The sequence below is a fragment of the Paractinoplanes maris genome (genome assembly GCF_023544465.1).
Classification (GTDB): Bacteria; Actinomycetota; Actinomycetes; order Mycobacteriales; family Micromonosporaceae; genus Actinoplanes; species Actinoplanes maris.
Map to the genome: position 1 here is coordinate 93,622 of NZ_JALPVL010000003.1, position 17,344 is coordinate 110,965.

At 73.1% G+C, this 17,344-nt stretch carries 18 protein-coding genes and 1 pseudogene; 3 read left to right on the forward strand and 16 right to left on the reverse strand.

Features of this window, described 5'->3' with window-relative positions; translation table 11 throughout:
* The first annotated feature begins 68 nt into the window (after window positions 1-68).
* Window positions 69-1,199, forward strand: coding sequence for an alpha/beta hydrolase family protein (locus NAG42_RS09215; protein ID WP_250029436.1), 1,131 nt, complete (start codon window positions 69-71; stop codon window positions 1,197-1,199).
* An 88-nt stretch (window positions 1,200-1,287) separates the two neighbouring features.
* Here the strand turns inward: NAG42_RS09215 and NAG42_RS09220 are convergent, their stop codons facing one another.
* The 7 genes from NAG42_RS09220 to NAG42_RS09250 all read right to left on the reverse strand — a co-directional run bounded on the left by NAG42_RS09220 (window position 1,288) and on the right by NAG42_RS09250 (window position 6,263).
* Window positions 1,288-2,298: an aldo/keto reductase gene (locus NAG42_RS09220; RefSeq protein ID WP_250029438.1), complete on the reverse strand. Its 1,011-nt coding sequence runs from the start codon at window positions 2,296-2,298 to the stop codon at window positions 1,288-1,290.
* A gap of 28 nt (window positions 2,299-2,326) precedes the next feature.
* A complete protein-coding gene (locus tag NAG42_RS09225; RefSeq protein WP_250029439.1) occupies window positions 2,327-2,977 on the reverse strand; it encodes a hypothetical protein in 651 nt (216 codons plus the stop codon).
* The gene (locus tag NAG42_RS09230) at window positions 2,974-3,309 is read right to left on the reverse strand and encodes a hypothetical protein (RefSeq protein WP_250029441.1); all 336 of its coding nucleotides are present in this window, start codon (window positions 3,307-3,309) and stop codon (window positions 2,974-2,976) included. Before NAG42_RS09230 ends, NAG42_RS09225 begins: the two co-directional genes overlap by 4 nt.
* A gap of 5 nt (window positions 3,310-3,314) precedes the next feature.
* Window positions 3,315-4,040, reverse strand: a complete 726-nt coding sequence (locus NAG42_RS09235; RefSeq protein ID WP_250029442.1) for a hypothetical protein — start codon at window positions 4,038-4,040, stop codon at window positions 3,315-3,317.
* Window positions 4,033-4,350 carry a type VII secretion target gene (locus NAG42_RS09240; protein WP_250029444.1) on the reverse strand — a complete coding sequence of 106 codons (318 nt, stop codon included), beginning with the start codon at window positions 4,348-4,350 and terminating at the stop codon, window positions 4,033-4,035. The genes NAG42_RS09235 and NAG42_RS09240 overlap by 8 nt, the downstream gene beginning before the upstream one ends.
* Window positions 4,351-4,362: 12 nt before the next feature.
* Entirely contained in the window at window positions 4,363-5,109 is a 747-nt protein-coding gene (locus NAG42_RS09245; protein ID WP_250029446.1) for an energy transducer TonB, read from the reverse strand.
* A gap of 98 nt (window positions 5,110-5,207) precedes the next feature.
* Window positions 5,208-6,263 carry a hypothetical protein gene (locus tag NAG42_RS09250; RefSeq protein ID WP_250029447.1) on the reverse strand — a complete coding sequence of 352 codons (1,056 nt, stop codon included), beginning with the start codon at window positions 6,261-6,263 and terminating at the stop codon, window positions 5,208-5,210.
* A 213-nt stretch (window positions 6,264-6,476) separates the two neighbouring features.
* On the opposite strand from NAG42_RS09250, the gene NAG42_RS09255 reads away from it, so the two are divergent.
* Window positions 6,477-7,373 carry an AbfB domain-containing protein gene (locus NAG42_RS09255; protein ID WP_250029449.1) on the forward strand — a complete coding sequence of 299 codons (897 nt, stop codon included), beginning with the start codon at window positions 6,477-6,479 and terminating at the stop codon, window positions 7,371-7,373.
* Here the strand turns inward: NAG42_RS09255 and NAG42_RS09260 are convergent, their stop codons facing one another.
* Both NAG42_RS09260 and NAG42_RS45465 read right to left on the reverse strand, forming a co-directional pair.
* On the reverse strand, window positions 7,374-7,742 hold the full coding sequence (locus NAG42_RS09260; RefSeq protein ID WP_250029450.1) for a CU044_2847 family protein: 369 nt from the start codon (window positions 7,740-7,742) through the stop codon (window positions 7,374-7,376). It abuts the gene before it with no gap.
* 220 nt (window positions 7,743-7,962) lie between these two features.
* Window positions 7,963-8,142 (reverse strand): annotated as a pseudogene (locus tag NAG42_RS45465) (SAM-dependent methyltransferase); the annotation flags it as partial.
* Window positions 8,143-8,149: 7 nt separating this feature from the next.
* On the opposite strand from NAG42_RS45465, the gene NAG42_RS09270 reads away from it, so the two are divergent.
* Window positions 8,150-8,806: a hypothetical protein gene (locus NAG42_RS09270; RefSeq protein ID WP_250029452.1), complete on the forward strand. Its 657-nt coding sequence runs from the start codon at window positions 8,150-8,152 to the stop codon at window positions 8,804-8,806.
* Here NAG42_RS09270 and lhgD read toward each other — a convergent pair.
* Genes lhgD through NAG42_RS09305 form a run of 7 tightly spaced genes read right to left on the reverse strand, consistent with a single transcriptional unit; the run spans window position 8,795 to window position 17,336 of the window.
* Window positions 8,795-9,985, reverse strand: coding sequence for an L-2-hydroxyglutarate dehydrogenase (gene lhgD, locus NAG42_RS09275; RefSeq protein WP_250029454.1), 1,191 nt, complete (start codon window positions 9,983-9,985; stop codon window positions 8,795-8,797). The genes NAG42_RS09270 and lhgD overlap by 12 nt on opposite strands.
* A gap of 26 nt (window positions 9,986-10,011) precedes the next feature.
* A complete protein-coding gene (locus tag NAG42_RS09280) occupies window positions 10,012-11,949 on the reverse strand; it encodes a hybrid sensor histidine kinase/response regulator (protein ID WP_250029456.1) in 1,938 nt (645 codons plus the stop codon).
* Between the two features lie 7 nt (window positions 11,950-11,956).
* On the reverse strand, window positions 11,957-12,610 hold the full coding sequence (locus NAG42_RS09285; RefSeq protein ID WP_250029458.1) for a 4'-phosphopantetheinyl transferase family protein: 654 nt from the start codon (window positions 12,608-12,610) through the stop codon (window positions 11,957-11,959).
* The gene (locus NAG42_RS09290) at window positions 12,600-13,949 is read right to left on the reverse strand and encodes a lysine N(6)-hydroxylase/L-ornithine N(5)-oxygenase family protein (RefSeq protein ID WP_250029459.1); all 1,350 of its coding nucleotides are present in this window, start codon (window positions 13,947-13,949) and stop codon (window positions 12,600-12,602) included. Before NAG42_RS09290 ends, NAG42_RS09285 begins: the two co-directional genes overlap by 11 nt.
* A gap of 11 nt (window positions 13,950-13,960) precedes the next feature.
* Window positions 13,961-14,590 carry an isochorismatase family protein gene (locus NAG42_RS09295; protein ID WP_250029461.1) on the reverse strand — a complete coding sequence of 210 codons (630 nt, stop codon included), beginning with the start codon at window positions 14,588-14,590 and terminating at the stop codon, window positions 13,961-13,963.
* A gap of 3 nt (window positions 14,591-14,593) precedes the next feature.
* Window positions 14,594-16,171 carry a (2,3-dihydroxybenzoyl)adenylate synthase gene (locus NAG42_RS09300; RefSeq protein WP_250029462.1) on the reverse strand — a complete coding sequence of 526 codons (1,578 nt, stop codon included), beginning with the start codon at window positions 16,169-16,171 and terminating at the stop codon, window positions 14,594-14,596.
* Complete coding sequence (locus tag NAG42_RS09305; RefSeq protein WP_250029464.1) at window positions 16,161-17,336, reverse strand: isochorismate synthase; 1,176 nt, start codon at window positions 17,334-17,336, stop codon at window positions 16,161-16,163. The genes NAG42_RS09300 and NAG42_RS09305 overlap by 11 nt, the downstream gene beginning before the upstream one ends.
* Window positions 17,337-17,344: the final 8 nt, after the last annotated feature.

Genomic DNA, 17,344 nt, shown 5'->3' on the forward strand with positions numbered 1-17,344 from the left:
ATCGGGCTCGGGGCGGCGTACGGGAAGTGGCTTTTGACCGGTTGACCATGACCGGTGTGCGTAGACAGATGATCGTTCGCCTCCTGACCGCGACGATGGTGAGCGGCGCGGCCGTCGCCCCGGCACCGGCTCTCGCCTCGACCGGCGCCGACCGTCCGGTGCCGAGCCACGTCTTCCGGTGGGACCCGGCCCGCCCCGGAACTGTGCTCAGCAAGGCGCCCGCCACCCTGCCGGACGGCCTGCGCCAGCTGGCCCAGGCCGTCCGGGTGCGCTACCTGACCACCGACGTCCGGGGCGAGTCGATCCCGGCGACCGGTCTCGTGCTGACCCCGCGCGACAACAAGCGGAACAAAACCGTCGCCTGGGCCCACGGCACGACCGGCCTCGCCGACCAGTGCGCGCCCTCGACCAACCAGGAGACCTTCTATCCCGAAGCGCGCACCGCGGTCGCCGCGCTGCTGCGGCGCGGCTGGACCGTGGCCGCCCCGGACTACCCCGGCATCGGCACCTCGCAGCAGCACCCGTACCTGATCGGCGGGAGCGAAGGGCGCTCGATCATCGACAGCGTCCGGGCCGCGCGTCACCTCGATGACGACCTGTCCCCGCAGTACGCCGTGGACGGCCATTCGCAGGGCGGTCAGGGTGCGCTGTTCGCCAACCAGCTGGCCGGCTCGTACGACGGCGACCTCCAGCTGCGCGGCACGGTGAGCATCGCGCCGACCAGCGGGGTGCGCACGCTGGCCGAGGCGATCCCGCAGACCGAGGGCAAGGGCTATCTGGTGATGGCGCTGTTCGGGCTGAACGCGGTGGAGCCGTCGTTCCGGCCGGCCGACGTGCTGGCCGCGCCGGCCGAGCGCAAGCTCGAGGTGCTGCGCACCGGCTGCCTTTACGAGATCCTCGCCGCGTACGCGAATCTGATGCCCAGCCAGCTGCTCGAGAACGGCGCCCTCCCCCAGCGCTGGGTGGACAAGCTCTATCAGTACGTCGAGCCGGCGCAGACCCCGCCGACCGCGCCGGTCCTCATCGTCCAGGGCGCCGACGACGCGACGGTCCCGGCCGCCCTGACCGACGACCTGGTGCGGCGTCTGCGCGGTCAGGACGCGACGGTCCGCTACGACCTGCTGCCCGGCCAGGACCACGACACCGCGGTCACGGCTTCGGCCGACCGGGTCGCCAACTGGCTCGCCCAACGGCTCTGAACTGCATAAACAGGGCAACCCTCAACTCTCGACCTCACTCTCGACCTCACGTTGAGGTCGAGAGTTGAGACCCGCCCGGCGGTCACGCTCAGACGCCCGCCGCGTCCAGGCGGCGGAGCTGCTCGTCGCTCAGCTTGACGTCCAGCGCCGGCAGCGCGTCCTCGAACTGCGCGCGCGTCCGCGGCCCGATCAGCGGCAGCACCCGCGGCGACTCCTGGTCCATCAGCCACGCCGGCACGAGCTGGTTGGGCGTCACGCCGGCCTCCGAAGCCACCTCGGCCAGCACGGCCAGCCGGGCGTCCGCGTCGGGTCCGGAGTAGCTGCCCATCATCCAGTGCCCGTCCCGCTTGGCCGCGCTGTCATAGACACCCTTGAGGATCGGCGAGTAGGCCACCAGCGTCTGGTCCCGGTGCTCGCGCAGATAGTCGAGCTGCTCGTAGCCGGCGATGGAGGCGGAGCCGGTCGAGGCTCCCGGCCGCAGGTACGAGTGCTGCTGCTGCACCGCCACCGGCAGCGTCCACCCGTGGCGCTCGCAGAGCTGCCGGATCCGCTCCAGCCGCCAGGTCCGGACGTTCGACCACCCGAGGTAGCGCACCTTGCCCGCCCGCACGAAGCCGTCCAGCGCCTCCAGCGTCTCCTCGAGCGGAGTGTTCCGGTCGTCGACGTGCACGTAATAGAGGTCCACATGGTCGGTACCCAGCCGCCGCAGGCTGCCGTCGAGCGCGTGCCGCAGCGTGTCCGCCCCCGCCCCCTCGAAGGTGCGCCGGGCCAGATCCCAGTCCGGCTGCCCCTCGTCGTCCCACAGCTGCGGCGAGAAGACCGGCCCGGCCGAGCCCTTGGTGGCGAGAAAGACCTGCTCACGCCGATCGCCGGCGCGCATCCAGCGGCCCAGCAGCTCCTCGCTCTGCCCGCCCAGGGTGCCCGGGTGCCGCCACCACTCGTAGCAGTCGGCGGTGTCGACGAAGGACCCGCCGATCTCGAGGTAGCGGTCGAGGATGTGCACCGAGTCCCGCTCGTCGGTGGCGCCGCCCATCTGCATGGCCCCGAGCGCCATCCGGCTGACGTGCTGCCCGGTCTGACCCAGTTCGATCGTCTGCATGCCCCGACGCTAGGTCTTCGAGCGCGCTCTAGGTCAAGCCGTCCAACAGGGAAGCCAGGTGCACCAGGGGCCGGAGGTCCCCGACCGGGTGGGACGGAACGAGACGGCCCTCGGTCCACGTCATCAGCTCGGCGCCGGACACACTCCACGGCACCGGCACCTGACCGGCGAGGTGCGCGGCGAACAGCGGCGGCGTGCACCATGGCCCGGGTGCCCCGGTGATCCGGAACGCCTTGTCGAACCCGGGGTCGCCGGTGACGCTCTCCCGCCGGGACAGCCGGCCGCGGGCGGTGACGGTGGCCGGCGCCCACGCCCGGCGCAGGATGGCCACGCTCACCACCCAGTGCCGGGTGTGCGGGGTGGTGGTGGCGCTGCCGTCGGCCCCGGTGACCACCTGCACGTCGGTCACCTCGTATTCCCCCACCAGGATCGGCCGGCCGCCGACCTGGCCCGACAACATCACGCGGACGCCGGCGGGGTTGGCCCCGGGCAGGCGACTCCCCCAGTCGACCGCCGGCTGCGGGATGAGCTGCCAGCCGTGCCGGGCGGCCCACTCGGCGATCCGGGTGTCCCGCCGGCGGCGCTGCCGGGCGGCCAGCAGGGCCACCACGACCACCAGGGCCAGCGAGGCCACGCACAGGAAGGCGACCGTCCCGGTGAGCGGGTCGACGCCGATCATCGGCGCCGGCGGACGGCCGAGGCGGCGTACAGCCCGAGCAGCGAGTCGAACAGCGCGATGACCGCGGCGAAGCCCGGCGTCAGCTCGCCCGCCGCCACCAGCACCGCGCCCGCCACGAAGACGCCGACCAGCCGCAGCAGGGCCAGACCGAAGCCGAGGTCGGCCCGCGACAGCAGCAGGACCAGCACCAGGCCGACGCCGGCCGCGCCCGACGCCCCCATCAGCACGAACGCCGCGATACCGCCGTCGTCGCGCAGGGCCGACCAGGCCAGGCCGCCGATCGCGGCCAGCCCCGCCTCGCAGAGCAGGAAGGCGATCAGGAGGACGGGCATCGGGCTCAGCCGGTGACCGCGGGCGGCCAGGCACCGTCGTGGTAGCCGGCGTTGTCGTTCAGCTTCTGCCGCAGCGCGCTGTTCGCGGCGGACGCCGTGGACTTCAGGTTGAGCCCGCCCGCCGCGAAGGCGGCGACGGCGCCCCCGGCCGCGCCGGCCGCGATGAACGGCGCGGCGGGCAGCCCGACGATCGTCGCCGACGACGAGAGCGCCCCGACGATGCCGATGACCAGCGCCCCGAGCGCGACGACCAGGGCGCCCCAGAAGAGGTAGATCGCCTTGACCATGTCGCCCAGCATGGTGGCGATGCCGTCGCTGTAGACGGTCTTCATCTTCTCGAGGGCGGCCTTCTGCAGCGGCAGCATCTGCCGGTAGGCCTCGGCGGCGTCACCGTCCCAGTTGGTGTCCACCTCGAGCAGCCCGGCCTCGGCGAACTGCACCCGGCCGCTGACCGGGCCGCCGATCTCGTTGCTCCAGGCGTTCGCGGTGGACGACAGGGCGCTGGGCGAGCCCATGTTCGACACGATCTCGCGCAGCGCGTCCCACGCCTGCCGCATGAAGTCGCAGAACGCGTTCCAGCCCGAGACCACCTTGTCGCGCAGGAAGCCGGGCAGGAAGCCGATCTTGGAGTTGATCGCGCTCTGCAGGTCGTTCGACTTCTGCTCGATGCGGTCGAGCAGGGACATGATCTTGTCGATGAGATCCTGTTCCTGGGCCGTCGAGTCACTCACGGACGTCCCACACTCCTCCGAGCCGCGCCGCGGCCTCCTCGTCGTCGCGCTCGTAGGCCGCCGCGACCTGGTCGAGCGTGCGGGCCAGGTCGGCGTGGATCCGGGCCCCCTGGAGCAGCAGCCGGCCTGCCTTGGCCTGGATCTCGGCGTACGTGTCGAGCAGCCCCGTGGACGCACTGGCCCAGGACAGCTGGCCCTCGGTGAGGCTCAGGCCGGTCGCCTCCTCGGCCGCGCGACTCAGCACGCCGGAGGTCTCGTCCCAGGTCACCGCGTCGGTGTGCAGCGCGTTGAGGGCTGCCTTGAGCGTCATCGTTACCCCGTCTCAGTCGGTGAGCCGCAGTCGCCGGGCCAGTCCGAGCGGGTCCTGCGCGAGCTGCTGGGCCTCGCTCAGGCGGCTCTCGGCGATCAATTCCCGTACGCCGTGACGGTCGGCCTCGGCATAGGCGGCGCGGAACGCCGCGGTGGTCTGCCGGGCGACATTGATCTCGTGGGCCTGCAGGAGCCACTGCCGGTCGTACGCGATGGCGGTGACGTCGCCGCCGCCGGTGACCGTGACCCGCACCTTGCGGTCGGGGCTGCGGCCGGTGTGGGTGGCCGCCAGCGCCCCGCTGAGGGCGCCCGACACCTGATCGAGCCCCTGCTCGATCGACTCGGCCAGGGTCAGCAACTCGCGCAGGGCGGCCCGGCTGTCCTCGGCCGACAGGGGACCGCTGCCCCCGGCCGCGGCCTGCAGGCGGCGGGTGAAGTCGTCGCGGTCGAGCGCGGGCGCCGTGGCCGGGGCGTCGCCCGCCCACGCGTCGCCCCAGGCCTCGAAGCGGCGCCGGGTCGCCACCCGGACCGCCTCGATCACCGCCTCGTCGAGGGCGAGCGACCCGAGCCGCCGCCGCCAGCCCGGGACGACCGTGACCTCGCCGACCCGTCCCTGCTCGTCGAGCGTGACGGTGACCGCGCCGGCCGGGTCGGCCCCGGTGGCTCCGGACGCGCGCTGCCCGGCCGCACGGGCCTGGGCGGCGAGGGTCTCACCCCGCTCGGCCAGCACGCGCAGGTGCTCGAGTCGATCGTCGGTCATCGGACCGCCCCCGCTGAGTCAATGGCGCCTCGGCGCAACTGCCTGGACTCTCCCAAGCGGACGGACGCCCGGCAACCCCGCCCGGAGGAAAAGCCGCATTACGACTCGATGGGCGAGACCGACAGCGAGCCGATGCCCGCCACCGCCTCGATCCGCAGACCGCCCGAATCGTCGTCCGACCCCCGGGCGCGCAGCGTCTCACCGCGGTCGACACCCTTGTCGCGGTCGCCGTTGAGGTCGACCTCCCCGGCACCCTTGCGCAGCTTCACTTTGATCCGGAACTCACCCTCGGTGCCGATGTGCCAGCGGCGCACCCCGCCGGCCATCCGGATCTCGATCTGGCGCTGCTGGCGCGGCAGCGTCAGCTCGAGGCGGTCGGCGCCGCCCTCGAAGTAGAAGTCGCGCACCCGGCCCCCGGCCATCGCGAACATGCCCCGCTTGACGCCGCCCTCCATCCGCACGGTCCAGGTGATCCGGTCGTCGAGCACGACGTCGACCCGGCCCGATCCGTCCTCGTCGTCGTCCGGCTTCGCGGTCAGCTCGAGCGAGGTGCCGTCCAGCCGGGCGTCAGGGATCACGCCGCTGCCGTCGGGCGAGGCGACCCGGGCGACGCCGTTGCGGGCCGGACGGCCCAGCGTCACGTTGAGCTCGGTCAGGTCGGAGGCCAGCACAAAGGTGCCGGCCGCGAACGGCGGGCCGGGCGGGGCGGCCGGCGGCGAGGACGACGGCGCCGGCGAGGGGGTGGTGGGGGCGGCCGAGGTCGGTGCGGGGGCGATCGAGACCGGCGGGTTCGGCGTCACGCCGACGATGATGCCCGGGTCGGCGGCGGCGGTCGGGGTGGGCGCGGGGTCCTCGTCGCCGGTGAGGCGGGTCAGCGCGAAGGCCCCCACGCCGAGCACGAGCAGGGCACCGGCCGCGCCGGCGATCAGACGCGTCCGGCGCCGGGACGGGCCGGGCTTTTCGGGGGTGTCCGGGATCCGGGCCGGATCGGGCCAGTAGTCGGCGATCCGGGGGAACGTCACGGCGGTGGGCTGGACCGTCTCGTCGGCCAGGCCGGCGTACGTCCCGGTGTCGTAGTCGTCGGCGGTCTTGGTGTCGGAGCCGGTGGCGGGCTGGTGGTCGTCACTGGGCGGAGGGAGGGCGGAGCCGTCCATCGCGCGCCTCCTCGGTGCGGCCGCGGCGGCCCGCGGACCCGGGCGCCGTCACCGGGAAGTACGGGCGAGATCACGCCAGGGTTCGATCCCCGGACGGCTGTCGAAGGTCTGCGCGATCGGGCCAAGGCTCTTGCCCTTAGCCGATTTCACCGTAAGAATGCCTTTCCGTCAGCTTAAAAGTGTCTTAGCCGATGGCGCGGGGATCACAAATCAATGCCCGATGAGGACAGCCACGACAGACTTCGCATCGGCGGCTGGGTTCCGCCCTACCGCGATGCCAACGGTCCGCTCCGCCCTCCCGTCCCACCCCGCAGTCTCGGATCCGTCGTCCGCCGCAGCCTGCCGGCCGCCCTGTGGCCGGCGCCGTCCGCGCGCCACGGGGCCGGCAGCGGTGGCCGCCGGGCGGTCGTGGCGCTGGCCACCGGCGCGCTCATCGCGATGGCCGGGCTCACCGCCCTGGCCCTGCGTGGCGACGAGGCCGGGCAGACCACGCTGGCCCAGCGGGTGGTGCTGCCTCCGTATGTGCCGTCCGATCCGGTCTCGGTCCTGCCGTCGCCGGCGACCAGCAGCCCCGGCTCAGTGATCCGCTCGCCCACCCGCAACCAGGTCACGACCCGCCCGTCCAGTTCACCCGGGACGAAACCGGCGACGAGGCCGGCGAGCCGTCCGCCGTCGACCGCCCCGGCGCCCGCCCTGCGTCCGGGCGCGACGGTCGGCCTGGAACGGGCCGACCGCGCCGGCTATCGGCTGCGGCACCGCGATTTCCTGGCCCGCTTCGACCCGATCGGCGACGGCAGCGACCGCGGCGACCGCCAGGACTCGCGCTTCACCGTCCGGGCCGGGCTGGCCTCGGACGCGTGTGTGTCGCTCGAGGCGGAGAACTTCCCCGGCTACTTCCTGCGCCACCGCGACTTCGTGCTGCGGCTGGACCGGCGGGACCGGTCGCGGTTGTTCGAGCAGGACGCCACGTTCTGCCCGCGCCCGGCCGGCGAGGGTGCCGTGGTGCTCGAATCGGTGAATTACCCCGGCCGCTTCCTGTCGGCCGGTGACCGCGGCGTCCGCCTGTCCCGCGAGGACGCCACGGCCTTCGTGATCCGCCGGCCGTTGTAGCTACTCCGCGTCGTCCTCGCCCTCGAGCCACGGACGGCCGACCGGATGCCCGCCACCCGACCAGGTCAGGCGCACCACGACATGGCCCTCCGACGCCGTCCGGGCGAGGACGGCGGCCGCCGACTCGGCCCGGAAGGTCACGCCGAACTCGAGCTCGATCTTCTCGGGCACGTCGCTCGCCTGCCGGAACGCGTCCAGGGTCTTGAGCGCGGCCGTCCGCACGTCGACCAGGGACTGCTCGAGCGACTCGCGCGCGATGAACGCCGACCCGTCGAACGCCACCTCGCCCGAGGACGAGTCGGGACCGTCGATCTCGACCAGCACGGCACTGCCGTCGTCGGCCTGCAGGCGCAGAAGCTCGTTCGCCACCGGTTGTCCTCCTCTGTCGGGAGCTCGACCCTATCGGCAACCGGCCGCGTGACGGTCGATCATTCATTCCACCGGGCCGGGACGGCCGAGGTGATAGCCCTGACCGTGGTCGCAGCCGGGCTCGCGCAGCAGGTCCTCCTGCTCGGCGGTCTCGATGCCCTCGGCCGTTGCCGAGGGTGGGAATGCCCGACCCGATGTCGAGGAACTGGCGCACGCCCTGAGCGGTCAGCCGGCGCACGGCTCGTCCGAGGAAGGCCCGGTTGGCCCGGGCGACGAGGCGCGCCCGACGCCTTCCGGCACTCAACCATACGATTCGGTCATCGTGCTCCCCTCCCACCGGGCCGACCAGCAGCCTCTGCCCAAAGTGGAGGGACCCGGGAACACCGGAAGAATGCCACACTGCTCCCGTGATCGACGTCGAGACGAACGCCGCCGTGCGGAACAACGCCGACTGGTGCGCCGCGGTCCTCCGCTCGCACGGACTCGGCTACACCTTCAGCCCGCGCGTGTGGCGCAGCGCCGGGCCCACGCCGCCCTACTATCCCGAGGCGATCACCCTGCGGCCCGACGCGACTGCGGCCGACGTGCTCGGCAAGCGCGCGGTCAAGGACAGCTTCGCCACGCTGGATCTCGCTCGGCACGGCTACACCGAGTTGTTCAGCGCCGAGTGGATCCACCGCCCGGCGAGCCGGACCGAGGGCACCGGGGCCGAAGAGGTCACCACCGCCGCCGCCCTGGCCGAGTGGCACCAGGCCTGGCACGGCGGCGACGACGAGCCGCCCGACGTCTTCCGCCCGGCCCTGCTCGACGACCGTTCGGTGTCGGTCCACGCGGTCCGCGACGGCGACCGGATCGCCGGCGGCTACATCCTCAACCGCACCGGCGCGGTGGCCGGCGTCTCCAACCTCTTCGCCACCGACCCCGCCGATCGCCCCGTGGTGTGGGCGTCGATCCCGCACGGGATCCCGCTGGTCGGCTATGAGAGCGGCGACGACCTCGACCAGGCGCGGGCAGCCGGCTTCCGCCCGGTCGGCCCGCTGCGCATCTGGTTGTCAGAAGCCTGATTCGTCGGCGACGTACTCGGCGATGGCCATGCTCGAGGTGGCGGCCGGTGAGGGTGCGTTGCGCACGGCCGTCACCGCACCGAGCCGGTGGATGCGGAAGTCGTCGACCAGGCTGCCGTCGCGGTCGAGGGCCTGGGCGCGGACGCCCGAACCCGCGCGGACCACGTCGGCCGCGGCGATCTCCGGCACATAGCGGCGGGCCGCCTTCATGTACGCGCTCTTGGAGACCGACCCGTACATCTCGGTGATCCCGGTGCGCCAGTGCTTCGCGGCCATCCGCCACATCCCGGGCCAGCCCGCGATGCCGGCCAGATCCCGCACCGACACCTGCCCCCAGCCGTAACCCTCGCGCGCGGTGGCCAGCACCGCGTTCGGCCCCACCTCGAGCTCCCCGGTCACCCGCCGGGTGAAGTGCACGCCCAGGAACGGGTAACGCGGATCGGGCACCGGATAGATCATCCCCCGCACCAGCGCCGCCTTGGCCGGCCGCACCTTCATGTACTCACCGCGGAACGGCACGATGCGCGGGGCGGCCGCGTCGCCGGCCAGGCCGGACACCAGATCGCTGTGCAGGCCGGCGCAGATGATCAAACGGTCCACCGTGACGCTGCCGGTCGAGGACGACACGACGAGACGGCGGCCGTCGGCGATGCCGGTGACCCGGAAGCCGAATCGCACCTCGCCCCCGGCCGCGACGACATCGTCGGCGAACGCCCGGGCCACCCCCGGGAAGTCGGTGATCGCGGTCCGCGGCGAGTGCAGGGCGGCCAGCCCGGCGGCGTGCGGCTCGATCTCGCGGATCCCGACCGGACCGACCCGGCGCAGACCCGGCACCTGATTGGCGAACGCCCGCCCGGCCAGCGCCTCGAGCCGGGTGACCTCGTCCGGGCTCACCGCGACAACCAGCTTCCCACAGGCCTCGTACGCGATCCCGCGCTCCGCACAGTAGTCGCGCAGCATCGCCCCGCCCCGGGTGCACAACCGCGCCTTGAGGCTGCCCGGCGGGTAGTAGAGACCCGCGTGCACGACCCCCGAGTTGTGCCCGGTCTGGTGGGCCGCGACCCGGTCCTCCTTCTCGAGCACGACCACCCGCGCGCCGGGCCGGCGCCGGGTCACCTCCCGCGCGATCGCCAGCCCGACGATGCCCGCCCCGACCACCCCGACGACCTCGTCCGCCATGCCTGACGGTCTACACCACCGCGGGCTCAGACCGGCGAGCGGGTACGCCCGGCCAGCGCGTCGTGCACCTCGGCCAGCAGATCGGCGGCGGTGAACGGCTTCTCCACGAACGGCGCACCCGGGTGGAGCACCCCGGTCACGTCGAGCATCCCGCTGCTGTAGCCGGACATGTAGACCACCGGCAGCCCGGGCCGGCGCTCGTGCACCAGCTCGGTCAGCCGCGGCCCGGTCATGTCGGGCATCACCACGTCGGTCACCAGCGCGTCGATGTCGCGGTCGCCCAGCACCACCAGGGCCTCGGGTCCCGTCGCGGCCGTGATGACCTGGTAGCCGGCCGCGGTCAGGATGCGGGTGGCCGCGCGCATCAGGGCCTGCTCGTGCTCGACGAGCAGGACCGTGCGGCCGTCCCCGCCGGGCAGGCCGGTCCGGTCGGCCCGGGGCTGCGGAGCGGCCACCAGCGGCAGGTAGACGCGGAAGGTGGTGCCGACGCCGGGCTCGGTGTAGACGGCCATCGAGCCGCCGGCCTCGGTCACGATCCCGTACGCCGTCGACAGCCCCAGACCGGTGCCCTGACCGGGCCGGGTGGTGAAGAACGGTTCGAAGACCCGCTCGGCGACCTCCGGCGTCATCCCCTCACCGGTGTCGCTGACCAGCAGCCGGGCATAGGTGCCGTCCGGCAGCGCGGGCTGGGCGCCGCGCGCCTCGGCCGAGATCACGGCCGTGTTCGCCTCGAGCACGAGGGTGCCGCCGCCGGGCATGGCCTCGCGCGCGTTGACGGCCAGGTTGGTCAGCACCTGCTGGAGTTGGGTGGGGTCGGCCCGCACGGTGAGCGGCACCGGAGAGGGCCGGCCGACAATGGTGATGCTGTCTCCGACCACCGGTGCGAGCGCCTGCCGGGCCTCGTCGAGCGCGGCGTTGAGGTCGATGTCCTGTGGCCGGGCGCCGTCCCCGCGGGTGAAGGTGAGCAGCTGCCGGGTCAGACCCATGGCCCGGGCGGCGGCCGACCGCACGTGTTCGAGGTCCTCGCGGACGGCCGGCTTGTCCTCGGTCTCCTCGATCGCGAACTCGGTGTAGTTCACGATGATGGCCAGGATGTTGTTGAAGTCGTGGGCCATGCCGCCGGCCAGCTGGCCCAGGCTCTCCATGCGCTGCGCCTGGTGGGTGCGCTCGTCGTCCGTACGGCGCTGGTCGGCCGCCTCCTTGAGCGCGCTGATCTCGCGGGCGGTGACCGAAGCGCCGATGACCCTGCCCGCGGAGTCCTTGATCGGGGTCACGTTGATCGACAGCTCGAGCGGCGAGCCGTTGCGGTGCACGCGCCGGGCCTCGTAGTGGATGCGGCGCTCACCGTGCCGGATGCGGGCGATCACCGACATCTGGTCGGCGGCGGCGCCGGCGTCCCCGGAGAGGATCGACATCGGCTGCCCGATCACCGCGCCCGCGTTGAAGCCGAAGAGCCGCTCGGCGCCGCGGTTCCACGCGGTCACCCGGCCGTCCAGGTTCACCCCGATGATCGCGTCGTCGGTGTGCTCGACCACCGCGGCCAGGAAGCCGCGGTGCTTCTCGGCGGCGTTGCGGGCCTCGAGCTCGCGGGCGTCGGCCTCGGCCAGCCGGGTCTGCTCCCCCGGCGAGCTGTAGATCGTGCCACCCTCGAGCAGCACCTTGTAGCTGCGGCGCAGCGTCCAGTAGTAGATGCCGACCAACCCGGTCAGCGCGTCCCAGATCGCCGACGGCCACGTCCAGACGCCGCCGAAGTGCCCGCCGGGATGGTCGAGGCCGCGGATCGCCATGAAGGCGTGCAACCCGTGCCCCACCGAGCAGGTGAAGAAGATCATCGCGGTGGCCACGCCGAGCTTGTTGGTCCACAGCTGGCGGGCGCGGGCAACCGGCACGATGATCGCCACCATGATCGCGGCGTAGGCAACCATGATCACCAGGTTGCCCAGCAGATAGACCTGTTCCGGCACGATCGTCCTATCGGCCGCTCCGGGCGCCATCTGAGGGCAGGACGATCACGGCGAGGAGCAAATTCTTTTCTGAGCGCCAGACCCCGGAGAACTGCTCGACCGGGGTGCTGACGAGCGGCCGCGCGGTGAAGGTGCCGTCCGGGCCCAGGTCGACGTGGGCCTCGGTGAAGCCGAGCCACCGCCGGGTCAGCGGGAACCACGCCTTGTAGACGGCCTCCTTGGCGCAGAACAGCAGCCTGTCCCAGGACACCCCGCCCGGCCCGAGCTGAGCGATCCGGTCCCGCTCGGCGGGCAGCGAGACCTCGTCCAGTACGCCGGGAGGCAGCGGCTCGTCCGGCTCGGCGTCCAGCCCGATGGTCGTCACCCGATCGCTGAGCCCCACCACCGCGGCCCGGTATCCGGGACAGTGCGTGATCGACCCGACGACGCCCGCGGGCCAGCCGGGCGCGCCCCGGTCGCCCGGCAGGATCGGCGCCGGCGGCACCCCGAGCTCGGCCAGCGCGCGCCGGGCCAGCCGGCGCCCGGTGGCGAATTCCCGGCGGCGCTTGGGCACGGCCCGCGCGACCGTGGCCGCCTCCTGCGGGTAGAGGTCGTCCGGCTCGACGTCGTCGAACCGCTCGGCCCAGCCGACCAGGCCGGCCGGCAGCAGCTCAGCGATCACCGATCATCGCCAGGCTCCTCGGTGGGACGGGCGGCACCGGGGGACGCTCGCCGAGCCGGGCCGCGACCGAGGCGACGATCTCACCGGCCCGCACGGCTCCCGCCGAGAGCAGCGTGGAGGTTATTCCGTGCGCGTGCTCGGTGCCGCCCTGCAGATAGAGGCCGGCCCGCAGGCGCGGGTCGGTGACCAGGCGGTAGTCACGCTCGGCCCGCAGCAGGTCCTCCTCGTCGCGGCGGCAGTGCGTGCCGGCCACGCCGAGCAGCCGGGTCGCGTCGACCGGGCGGTACCCGGTGGCGTACACGATGGCGTCGGCCGCCAGCTCGGTGCGCTTGCCGGTGGGCAGGTGCTCGACGACCGCGGTGACACTGTCGTCGCCGGGGCGCAGCTCGGCGATCCGGGACGCGTTCATCATGTGCAGCCTCGGCCGTCCGAGCACCTTCTCGCGGTAGGCGCGCCGGTACAGATCCTCGATGAGCTCGCCGTCGACCACCGAGTAGTTGGTGTTGCGGTGGTAGTCGAACAGCATCCGCTTCACGTCGGCCGGGGCGTCGAAATACAGGTCGACGGCCGCCGGGTCGAAGATCTGGTTGGCGAAGTTGCTGTCGTCGGCCGGGCTGTAGCCGTACCGGAAGAACACCGAGTGCACGTCGGCGCTCGGGTAGTGCTCGTGCAGGAAGGCCACCGACTCGGCGGCGCTCTGCCCGGCCCCCACGATGATGAAGCGCCGCGGCTGCGGCTCCTCGAAGCCGGCCACCCGGTGCAGCAGGTCGAGGTTGTGCCAGACGCGCCGGCCGGGTTCGACACCGGGCGGCAGATTCGACTCGAGGCCGACGGCGACCACGACGTTGCGCGCCCGCAGCGTACGGGAGACGCCCTGGACCTCGACCTGGACGTCGACGGCGGGGAACTCGTCGCCCGCACCGGCCACCGGCACCACGTCGGTGACCGTGTGGCCGTAGCGGACCCGGTCACGGACCCGCTCGGCCGCCCAGCTGAAGTAGGCGTGGAACTCGACGCGCAGCGGATACATCGTCTTGTAGTTGATGAACTCGGCCAGCCGGCCGTGCGCGTGCAGATAGGACACGAAGCTGAAGTCGCTGGCCGGGTTGCGCATGGTGACCAGGTCCTTGAGGAACGACACCTGCATGGTGGCGTCGTCCAGGAGCATGCCCCGGTGCCAGCCGAACGTCGCCTGCTTCTCCAGGAAAACCGCCTCGATGCGGTCGGCCGGGCGCTCGCACGCGGCGTTGTGCTCCTCGACGGCGATGGCCAGGGCCAGGTTGGACGGGCCGAAGCCGATGCCGACGAGGTCGTACACCGGCTGCTGCTCAGATTCCATCGGGGTGCCTTTCACAGGAGGTCGGCCAGTTCGGCGGTAGTGGCGACGACACCGCAACGGTCGGCGACGTGCCGCAGCGCGTCGCGGTGGTGAGCGGGGCTGAAGTCGGCGACCGCGTCCGCGACCACGAACGGCTGGATGTCGCGCATGAACGCGTCGAGCGCGGTCGCGAGCACGCCGATGTGCGCGTAGACCCCGGTGACGATCAACTGATCCCGTGCGCCGAGCACGCCGGCCAGCGACGTGCCGGCGAAGGCGCTGTAGCGGCGCTTGGTGAGGCGCACGTCCTCCGGGCCCGGCGTGAGCGCGTCGGCGATGGCCAGCGCGTGCGCGTCGGGCGGTGGGCCGTCGCCCCAGAAATCCTGCAGCAGGCCGCGCTCGGCGAGGCTCTGGCCGCCCGGCTGGGCCGAGAAGACGACCGGGATCCCCACCTCGGCGGCGTGCTTGCGCAGCGTCGCGATGTTGTCGACGACCCGGGCCAGCAGCGCGTTGTCGGCGGTGCCGAACGGGGCCAGGAAGTAGTTCTGCATGTCGTGCACGAGCAGGACCGCGCGGGCCGGATCGGGCCGCCAGGCGACCTTGGCCCGGGCCAGGCCGAACTCGGTGGGCAAGGGGTACGGGGTGATGCGGGGCAGCGGCACGGGTCAGCCTTCCTGGATGGCGCGCAGTGCCGCGCGCAGCTCGCGCCGGCTGGTCTTGCCGACGCCGGTGATCGGGAACGCGCCGACGACGGTGAGCCGGTCGGGGATCTTGTAGGCGGCCAGGCCGCGCTCGCGCAGATAACCGCGCAACCGCGGCAGGGTCAGCGGTTCGGCGCCGGCCCGCGGCACGACGAAGACGTGGGTGCGCTCGCCGAGGTACTCATCGGGCACCGCGACCACCGCGGCGTCGTGCACACCGGGATGGGTGAGCAGGTGGTTCTCCACCTCCTCGGCGGCGATCTTCTCGCCCCCGCGGTTGATCTGGTCCTTGGCCCGGCCCTCGACGACGAGGTAGCCGTCCGGCCGGACCCGCACGAGGTCACCGGTGCGATAGAAGCCGTCCGGCGTGAACGCCTCGCGGTTGTGCTCCTCGGCCCGCCAGTAACCCCGGATCGTGTACGGGCCGCGGGTCAGCAGATGGCCGACCTCACCCGGCGGCACCGGCCGGTCCTCGTCGTCCACGACCAGGATCTCGTCGTCGGGTGAGATGGGCCGGCCCTGGGTGTTCAGCACGACCTCCTCCGGGTCGCCGAGCCGGGTGTAGTTGACCAGGCCCTCGGCCATCCCGAAGACCTGCTGGACCTGGCAGCCGAGCACCGGCTGCACCCGGGCCGCGACCGTGCTGCCCAGCTTGGCCCCGCCGACCTGCAGCACCCGCAGGCTCGACAGGTCGAGCCGCGGGGTCGTCCCGGCCACGGCGTCGAGCCAGAGCAGGGCCAGGGGCGGGACGACCGCGGTGATGGTGACCCGCTCGGTGGCGATGAGCGGCAGCACGGTGGCCGGGTCGGGGCGGCGGGCCAGCACGATCCGGCCGCCCGCGTGCAGCACACCGAGGATACCGGGCGAGCTCATCGTGAAGTTGTGCGCGACCGGCAGGGCGGCCAGATAGACGCTGTCCGCGGTCAGCTCGCAGATCTCGGCGCTGGCCCGCGCGCTGTAGAGGTAGTCGTCATGGGTCCTCGGGATCAGCTTGGGCAGCCCGGTGCTGCCTCCCGAGAGCTGGAGGAACGCGAGGTCGCCGGGTGCCGGGCCCGGCGGCAGCCCGGCCGGGTCGCCGTGCAGGTCGCTCAGGGCGGTGTGCTCCCCCGGATCACCCGCGACGATGACGCGGGCATCCGCGGCCACCGCGGCCAGGGTGCGATGGTCGAAGCCTTCGTGGACGTCGGTGGTCACGAAGGCGACGGCTTCGGTGTGTGCGCAGAAGTAACCGATCTCGGCCGACCGGTGGGCGGGCAGCGCGAAGACCGGCAGCGCGCCGAGCCGGAACAGAGCGAAGATCACCTCGAAGTACTCGGCGAGGTTGGGCAGCTGGACGACGACCCGGTCGCCCTTGGTGATGCCCAGACCGGCGAAGCCCGCGGCCAGGCTCAGCGCCCGGTCGTGGAGCCGCCCGTAGCTGACCTCGCGATCGCCGTCGACCACGGCGATCCGGTCGTCGCCGGGGCGCAGCAGGGTGCCGATGGTCTGCCCGGTCCAGTAGCCGAGCTTGCGGTAGCGGTCGGCGACATCGTCAGGCCACATCGTCGAGCTCCAACCCGAGTGCGGAGAGCATGGTGCCGAGCTTGGCCGTGGTCTCGGCCAGCTCGGCCCGGGGATCGGAACCGGCCACCACTCCGGCTCCGGCGAACAGGTCGAGGCCGTCCTCGTCCGAGGTGGCGCAGCGGATGGTGACCGCCCATTCGCCGTCGCCCGACGCGTCGACCCAGCCGACCGCGCCGGTGTAGAACCCGCGGTCGAACGGTTCCAGCTCGGCGATGGCCCGCCGGGCGGGCACGGTCGGCGTGCCGCAGACGGCCGGGGTCGGGTGCAGGGCGGCGGCCAGGGTGAGCGAGGAGACCGCCGGGTCGGCCACGGTGCCGGTGACCATCGTGCCGAGGTGCCACATGCCGGCCGTGGCCACCAGCGACGGCGTCGCCGGCACCACCAGTTCGTCGCAGTACGGCCGCAGCGCGCTCGCCACCGCCTCGACCACCACGGCATGCTCGTGGCGGTCCTTCGCCGAGCGCATCAGCGTGGCCGCCCGCCGGGCGTCCTCGGCCGGGTCGGCGCCGCGGGCCGCCGAACCCGCCAGCGGGTGCGCGGTGACCCGCCGGCCACGGCGGGCCACCAGCAGCTCGGGGCTGGCCCCGAAAAGCGTACGGCCGCCACCGAGGTCGACGCCGAACGTGTAGGCCCCCGGTTCCCGCCCGGCCAGGGCCCGGACGACCGGGGCGGGGTCGAAGCCGGGGGCGTCGACCCGCAGCGAACGGGCCAGCACCACCTTGGTGAAGTGCCCGGCGTCGATCTGCCGGAGCGCCTCGGCGACTGCCCCGGCGTACAGCTCGGGCTCGGGCACCGGGCGCACCTTGTCGACGCGGATCGCGGTGCGCTCGACCGCCGTGGTGACCGGCGAACTGCCGCGCCGCAGCCGCATCGGGACGACCAGGCGGTCCGGGGCGTCGGGGGCGAACGGGATCGCGCCCACGACCGTCCGCACCTCGTGGCCGGCTGCCTCGGCCACGCCCAGCACCGCGTCGACGCGGCGGGACAGGTCGGCCAGGCCGTCGCGGCGCCCGGACGGCGGCACCGCGAAATAGGTTCCCTCGGCGAGCAGGGTGCCGCTCGGCGAGGCGAACAAACTCGAGCTGCCGGGGCGGTAGCCGGCCAGCAGCTCGGCCGCGGTGGTCGCGGCGCTGACGGTGGTCACTTGTTCGG